The sequence below is a fragment of the Mesorhizobium prunaredense genome (genome assembly GCF_900156895.1).
In the GTDB taxonomy this organism is placed as follows: domain Bacteria; phylum Pseudomonadota; class Alphaproteobacteria; order Rhizobiales; family Rhizobiaceae; genus Mesorhizobium; species Mesorhizobium prunaredense.
On the sequence record NZ_FTPD01000082.1, the window covers coordinates 1 to 7,029 of the forward strand.

5 protein-coding genes and 1 tRNA gene are annotated in these 7,029 nt (G+C 56.4%); 4 read left to right on the forward strand and 2 right to left on the reverse strand.

The window, feature by feature from the left end; genetic code table 11:
• The first annotated feature begins 347 nt into the window (after nucleotides 1-347).
• The 3 genes from BQ8794_RS32795 (at nucleotide 348) to BQ8794_RS32805 (ending at nucleotide 4,512) form a co-directional block, all read left to right on the forward strand.
• Complete coding sequence (locus BQ8794_RS32795; protein WP_210189883.1) at nucleotides 348-1,538, forward strand: glycoside hydrolase family 88 protein; 1,191 nt, start codon at nucleotides 348-350, stop codon at nucleotides 1,536-1,538.
• A 149-nt stretch (nucleotides 1,539-1,687) separates the two neighbouring features.
• Nucleotides 1,688-2,737, forward strand: coding sequence for a D-alanine--D-alanine ligase family protein (locus BQ8794_RS32800; protein ID WP_077383880.1), 1,050 nt, complete (start codon nucleotides 1,688-1,690; stop codon nucleotides 2,735-2,737).
• 53 nt (nucleotides 2,738-2,790) lie between these two features.
• On the forward strand, nucleotides 2,791-4,512 hold the full coding sequence (locus BQ8794_RS32805) for a GNAT family N-acetyltransferase (protein ID WP_167378932.1): 1,722 nt from the start codon (nucleotides 2,791-2,793) through the stop codon (nucleotides 4,510-4,512).
• Between the two features lie 59 nt (nucleotides 4,513-4,571).
• Here the strand turns inward: BQ8794_RS32805 and BQ8794_RS32810 are convergent, their stop codons facing one another.
• Entirely contained in the window at nucleotides 4,572-5,636 is a 1,065-nt protein-coding gene (locus BQ8794_RS32810) for a DUF2332 domain-containing protein (RefSeq protein ID WP_077383883.1), read from the reverse strand.
• 130 nt (nucleotides 5,637-5,766) lie between these two features.
• On the opposite strand from BQ8794_RS32810, the gene BQ8794_RS32815 reads away from it, so the two are divergent.
• On the forward strand, nucleotides 5,767-6,699 hold the full coding sequence (locus BQ8794_RS32815; protein ID WP_077383885.1) for an alpha/beta hydrolase family protein: 933 nt from the start codon (nucleotides 5,767-5,769) through the stop codon (nucleotides 6,697-6,699).
• 84 nt (nucleotides 6,700-6,783) lie between these two features.
• Here the strand turns inward: BQ8794_RS32815 and BQ8794_RS32820 are convergent.
• Nucleotides 6,784-6,858, reverse strand: a tRNA-Glu gene (locus tag BQ8794_RS32820).
• Nucleotides 6,859-7,029: the final 171 nt, after the last annotated feature.

Sequence of the window (7,029 nt, forward strand, 5' to 3'; positions counted from 1 at the left end):
GGTGGTAGCGGCGGCAGCGGTGGCAGTGGCGGCGGCAGCGGCGGCTAACGACCCACCAGATATTCGCCCGATAATCGCGAAGGTGAGCGTCGAAAGACGCTCACCTTCCGTTTGGGATACTGAACAGGAGGGCCGGCGCGAGGGTGACTATCGGCCGCGAAGCTATCTTCACTCCTCCGCGCCGGGCTTCGTCGCAGACCGGCCCCCAACTGCAGCGAAAACCAGGATCTTCACGGCTCTCTACGCTCATTTGGAGCCCGGCCCACGGCCGTTGCCACCGCCTAGACCGTGCCGTTACAGTCGACAGTCGAAGAGCAGCCAAAAACTCGATCAATCTCGGCGAAACCATGTCCGCCCACCGGATTCAAACCTCCAAACGCCTCATGCCAAAGAAGAACTTTCATCGGGCCGAACGGTCTCCCGAACGACGGACGGTCGTGCCGCTGCCGGAGGAGATGGCAAGGATCCGAGACTTGGCGAAAGCCTGGATAATCCGCAATATTGGAAAAAAGGGTCTGTTTACCTACAGTATTAATCCGTATACGGGCGAGAAATCTGAAAAAAACAATGAACTAAGACAGCTTATGTCGTCGCGCACGTTAGCGGAAATGAGCGTCAGAAACCTCTCGCTTCGCCCTGTTCATCGCCGGAATTTGTCATTCATCATGAATACATGGTATAGGGAAGAGGGTGGTATTGGTTATATTGAATATGATGGCAAGTCAAAACTCGGGGCGAATGCGATGCTGCTTCGCACATTCGCGGCAAGCCCTCATTTTGAACAGTTCCAGTCAAAGGCTAGTGCAGCCGCGGAGGGCATCCTTGCGCTTCAGAATGCAGACGGGTCCTTTCGCCCTTGGCTAAAGGAGCCGAATTATTCCTTCGACGCAAAATACCTCTTAACATTTTACTCAGGGGAAGCATTAGTAGCTTTGCTCGAATATTACTTCCGGACTGGATTAACCCGTTATTTCGACGAAGCGGCGCGCGGTGCAGAATTCTATTTAGAGGAATATGTCCGCAATATCGCAGATAACTTTTACCCGGCATACGTCCCTTGGCACACCATCGCTTATCGGCATCTATATGGGTTGACGAAAGCCGACAAATTCGCCGAGGCGGTGTTTACTCTGAACGACAAATTGCTTGAACTTCAGGACCTGTCGTACAGGATTGGACGATTCTTCAATCCAGCAACCCCTCAGTACGGCCTTCCGCACGCGTCCTCGGACGGAGTTTACACCGAGGGGCTGGCTTATGCATTCGAGATGGCGCGGCGAACAGGGGACGAGGTGAGAGCAGGGCGATACCTTGACGCTATTATGATCTCGTTGAAAAACATCGCATCCTTGCAGTATAGAGAAAAGCTGGATGAGTCTCCTCTTCCTTTCTATGTGTACCGAGGCGCCATCAGGACAAATGCAGAGAAAAATAGGTGGGCTCGCATAGACAATGTCCAGCATACGATAGACGCTATCCAGGCCTTGGGGAATTTTCTCGGAAGCAATCAGGCTTCTACATTCGAGCTGGGGCTTTGACTCCCGTCAAAGGACAACCGGAAGCCCCGAATTGCTCCTGTGTTTCTTTACAGGTCGGTGCGGCCAGCATCTCAGTCTGGATCTGTACCATTTCGACCTTCAGCGCCACCCAGGATATTGCTCGTGGTTCTGCTTGACCGGCTCAGGCCATGATGCAAGCATGGGAAAGCGTTTTGAACACATCAGGCTCACAAATGCCGACGTTGGAATACCTGTTGACCCCATCGCCGGAAGAGCTGGCGCAAACCCATGTGCTGTTTTTGGCGCGTCATGCCCTCGACTCAAGCCCGGAGCGTAGGGCCAAGTACGGCTACCACGTAGTCTACCATGCCATTATGCTCGAAACGCTGCGGGGGCTGGGTTTCAGGGTCACGCCTGCGAGCGAGCACGAGGTGCTGTTCGGGCCTCTCGACTTCGATTTCCTCTATGCCATTCACTCTCATGCGATATTCGATGGTCACGAGCTCCTGGCGCCGGCAATCGCGGCCTATCGTGGCGTCCCGTGTCTCGGCGCATCGGCGTCAAGTCGGGCGGTCTCGGAAGACAAGGTATTGGCCAAGCAGTTGGCTGCTTCCTTGGGGCTCGATGTCGCGAAGCACAGGATCATGCAGCCCGGTGAGGTCAGCAATGATAAATTCAGCCTGCCCGGTTCGTGGATTGTCAAGCCGCGAGGGGGTATCGCTTCCGACGCAATTGTAAAGGTCGAGAATGAAGCGGATTGGCGGGATGCGCTGACAACCATCTCTGATCCGCGTCACGGCGGCCGTGAATTCATTGCAGAAGAGTTTGTGCCGGGCCTCAATCTGACGGTTCCAATTGTCGAGGGCTTCCCGCCAGGTTCATTGGCGGTTTTCGAGGAGCGCGGCCGCCCTGGCGACAATGTTCTGACCAATGAAGCAAAGCGAGGGCTCAACAGTTCCTACAAGTCCGCTCCTTACGACGGACCGGGAGCTGAAGAGGTTTCGGAGGCAACCGCACGTTTGGTGGCCGAGATGTCTCCATTCGACTATGCCCGCTTCGATTTCCGTTATGATCCCGACACTCGCCGGGCCGTTTTCATCGAAGTGAACATTGCCTGCAACATGGCGCCGGCCTCGGCGGTCTATCGTTCGGCCGCCCTGCATGGGATCAAGTATGAAGAACTGGTGGGACATGTTTTGACGCACAGTCTCAGGCGTCAGAGAAAGCGGCAAAGATAACCGCAAAACGCTCGATAAGGCACTTCAGTGATGGTCAGCGCATGCAAATCGATATGGTTGACAAATTCGAAGCGTTGCAGCCGCTGAGAGAGAATTGGGACCGGATTTATGACTCCGATCCGGAGGCGAACTTTTTCCTGTCCTGGCCATGGATGTCGAATTGGCTGCGACGCCCAGGTTGGATGATTTTGGCTGCGCGGCCGTCTCCCGAGTCAAACGAGTATGTCGCCTTCTTCCCTCTACAGCTCGTCACCGGACTTGATGAGCAGACGGGATTTTATAGCAGCATAAGGATGGCCGGCTCGTATTTCGCTACCTATACGGGCTTCATCTGCGTTCCCGAATTCGAAGAGCAAGTCATTTCGTCGTTCGCCGATCGCCTGCAGGCGCTGAATTGGACAACGTTACACTGCGACGACATTTCGATATCGACCAAGCGCCGTCAAATGCTGCTTGGAAGCTTTTCTGACAACGATTTTGTGAAAGAAAAGATTGAACGACGTCGCCATACAACCCGAACAGGCGAAAAGATAAATCATGACATCTATATGTATGTCGATTTGCCAGCCGATTGGGACGAATTCCTGGATGGCAACCTTGGCCCGAAAACGCGTCGTGATGTCCGCTATTTTCTCCGTCAGGTCGAGAATAGCGGAGAATACCGGATAAGTTTGGCGGGCTTCGAGACAATCCAAAGTGACCTGGAGGTTTTCTTTCAACTTTGGCTTACGCAGTGGGAGGCCAAAAGCCGTGCCTATGCTCAGGGTATTATTGCCAACTGCCGCTATATGTTACTTGAATGCCACAAGGCGGGTGTACTGTTCGCGCCCGTATTGTGGAAAGGCGATACTCCATTAGGAGTACACATTGCGTTTATCGACAAGTCAAAGCGTTCACTCGTCTGTTTCCTCGTCAGCCGCAATCTCGCAATTCGGAAGCCTCCACCGGGCTTGGTGCTTCACGCCTACAGCATCCGCTGGGCAATTCAAAACGGCCTCAGGACTTACGACCTTGGCACTGGAGATTTTTCGTACAAGTACAGTTTCGGATCGAAGGAGCGGCTTGTAGAGGGTGTCCGAATCGACGCCACCAACAGCCTGACGCGCCGGAACAGGCTGGATCGAAGAAGCCTTCCCTCAGTGATTTCGTCGGTGCGAAAGCTGCGTCAGGAAGGGAAGTTCCATCTGGCGGAGCGCGGTTGCAGGCAAGTGCTCGAGACTGAACCGAGCAATCTGGAGGCGCGCCGGCTTCTGAACGAGGTTGTGGCGGCTATGCGTATTGAGGAGCAATTTGCGCGTGCCTTGCAATGCCATCGGAGCAAGCAATTTTTGGATGCCCAGAGGATTTATCTGCAGGTACTGGCGGCAAATCCCCGACATTACGACGCTAATTATCTGTTGGGCGTTCTATGTCTTCAGGCCGGTCGGTATCAGGCAGCTGACACCTACCTGGCTCGCGCCACCGAGATCAATCCGAAAGCCGCAGCTGCGTACAACAACAGGGGGCATGCCTTGCGCGGTCTGAAACGGTATGATGAGGCTCTCGCGTGCTACGAGAAAGCCATCGGGGTGAGACCCGATTTCGTGCAGGCTATGAACAATCGGGGGGTTACGCTGCGGGCGTTGGGGCGCATTGATGAAGCACTCGCCAGCTTTGACGAGGCGCTGACGCTCAAACCGGACTTTGCCAAGGCCTTATCCAATCGCAACCAGTTGCGTGTGCCTCTGCCGCGCGACCGTTTGTCCATCGCCGATGATGTGGACACTTTAGAGTAAAGCGCATCGCGTTTTGCATTTGGTCAAGGACAGGAATGGCCGGGTAAACCGTCGACCTGCTAGCCTTTCCACTCCATCGATAGCCCATGCGGATCGCAGATCGCAAGCGTTTTGACCCTGCGCTCGCCATTGAAGTATCTGCTGACCTTGAGAGGATTGAACGTCTCAGTGGGATTGGGGTGTGCGACCTCGCCTTCCACGGTGACGCGCCAGACCGGCGCCGTTTTGCTCGCCTCCAACAGGATATCGTTTATGCGTCGGTGTTGATCGCCAGAAAGCTGATAGCCCATTATCGTGTGATACACGCATCGGGCTTGATAAGGCGGAATCTCCGCCAGCGCAGAGCTCAGGTTCAACACGGCGTCGCCGCCTCTGATCCGGGGCGGATGCGCGGCGGCGATCTTCAAGGCGCCATCCAGTTTTGTAAGCCGGTCAATGCGCTCGGGCCAGACAAGCGCCTTGAGCCACCGGCGTTCATTTTCATCCCGAACATCGGTCGGATAAAGTTCGAGGCCGATCCTCGATGAAACGGGGGGCGGGAACATCCCCAATACAGGCACGCCAGGCCCTTCAAGGATGCAGGAAAGGACGAAATCCGCATCGGTCCACCGCTCCAGCTTCGGAGCGCCTTTCCCGTCTGTATACCGATATCCATAGCTGTCGAAGTTCAGGTTCAGGCCGGCGCTGGATCCGATCTCGACGAGGCCAAGGGGAGCGGCGGCTTCGCGCGCAACCAGATCGAATGCGGGCAGCAGCAGCGCGCTGCGGCCAGCCTCGTTGGTGTTGGTGGCGCGCTTCGCGATGATCTCGACGAGTTCGGCTTCGTGGGCACCGCAAAAAGCCGCGAAAAGTTCGAATGCGCGATCGTCGGCCGGCCGTGTTCCGCCCAGACTCGGATAATAATCCTTGAGAGGATGATCGACGCCCCCAAGCAGGAGATACTGTACCGCGCCGAAGACAAGGTTCGCCGCCGGCTGACCCTTCCTGCGCCCTGCCGCCAGGCGCTGGAGCGCGACATTGTCCGCAATCCCAAGCGACAGCTTTTCATAGAGGGGAGAGCCGCCACGACGAGACTCGTTGGCAAAGAAGCGGTAATAGTGAGCGCTTGTTTCAAACACCACCATAGCACGAACCTAGCGGGCAATCTTGGATGTGGCTTTTACCTGTGATTGCCTTAATGCTTTCGGTCCAGCGGGTCAAGGAACGGGGCGAACAATAGAGGCTTTCGAGCATACATTCCTGAGAGACTGGCGGATGAACGAAACCGTGGACGATTCACCTTCGGGATATACTGTCATTGATGGCGCCTTTCGCGACGAATCGCGCAGCCGTTCGGTGCCGTACCGGCTTTATGCCCCCGCTCCCCTGTCTGGCGCTTACCCGGTGCTCCTTGTGTCGCATGGCATTGGCGGATCGCGCGAGGCGATGCCTTACCTCGGGCGGCGCCTGGCGGAAAGCGGTTACGTGGCGGTGCACCTGCAGCATACCGGGACGGACAGTTCGATCTGGCAACAGGCAAACTCTCTTGAGGAAGTCTACCGCATTCTTCGTGAAGCGATGTGGGACGCCAATGCTGCGCGCGCGCGATTTCAGGACGTGCCCTTTGCCCTGCGCGAGCTTGCGCGCATGAACGGCGAGGGGCGGCTCGCCGGCCGCCTGGATTTGACACGCATCGGCATGGCCGGACACTCTTATGGAGGCGTCTCGACGATGGTTGCCGCAGGGCAGAGAATGGGTCCGGGCGGGCAGTGGTCGTTCAAGGAGCCAGGAATTCGCGCCGGCTTGGTGATGAGCCCGAACATACCCATCCAGGGCGGCGAGTTGGCCGCCCTTTACCGCGATATCAATATCCCGCTGTTTCACATCACCGGCACGAAAGACGGCAATGCGGTGCCCGGCAACAAGGAATTCGATCCGATACAGCGGACCCTTCCTTACGAAGCGCTGACCATCCCTCATCAATATCTGCTCGTTCTCGACGGTGCTGGCCACAATGCGTTTTCCGGCCTGAAGCACGGACCACACGCCCACGGCCCCGAGGAGGAGACCCGCTACACGCGCGTTGTACAAGACGGAGCAGTGTCGTTCTTCGATGCCTGCCTGAATGGGAAAACGGCGGCTCTGGCGGCCCTTCGCCACGAATTTCAATCTAGACTTGAGCCGACCGACAGGTTTGAATGGAAATAGCGGGAAAGTCCGCCAGCGTTCACCGGCAGTTATTCGAGCTAGATTCGACATGGCGGGATGGGGAAGCAGCCAGCTTGATTTTTCTGGTACGCCCAAGGGGAATCGAACCCCTGTTACCGCCGTGAAAGGGCGGTGTCCTGACCGCTAGACGATGGGCGCGCTCAGATGTGAGCGCTTATAGTTGCGTTGCACCAAACCGGCAACCCGTCTGCCGCTACCTGCGACAACTTTTTTCGGTGACCGCAATACCGCGCATTTTCGGCGATTTAGAGTCCCCGATAGGGGATCAGGAAACCCCACGCCTTTAGGCGGCTGGGATGGAGCCGTTTC

Bases quoted from the DNA above. Each gene is read 5' to 3' on its own strand.
- BQ8794_RS32795 (WP_210189883.1), top strand. From the start codon at position 348: ATGTCCGCCCACCGGATTCAAACCTCCAAACGCCTCATGCCAAAGAAG.
- BQ8794_RS32800 (WP_077383880.1), top strand. From the start codon at position 1,688: ATGATGCAAGCATGGGAAAGCGTTTTGAACACATCAGGCTCACAAATG.
- BQ8794_RS32805 (WP_167378932.1), top strand. From the start codon at position 2,791: ATGGTTGACAAATTCGAAGCGTTGCAGCCGCTGAGAGAGAATTGGGAC.
- BQ8794_RS32810 (WP_077383883.1), bottom strand. From the start codon at position 5,636: ATGGTGGTGTTTGAAACAAGCGCTCACTATTACCGCTTCTTTGCCAAC.
- BQ8794_RS32815 (WP_077383885.1), top strand. From the start codon at position 5,767: ATGAACGAAACCGTGGACGATTCACCTTCGGGATATACTGTCATTGAT.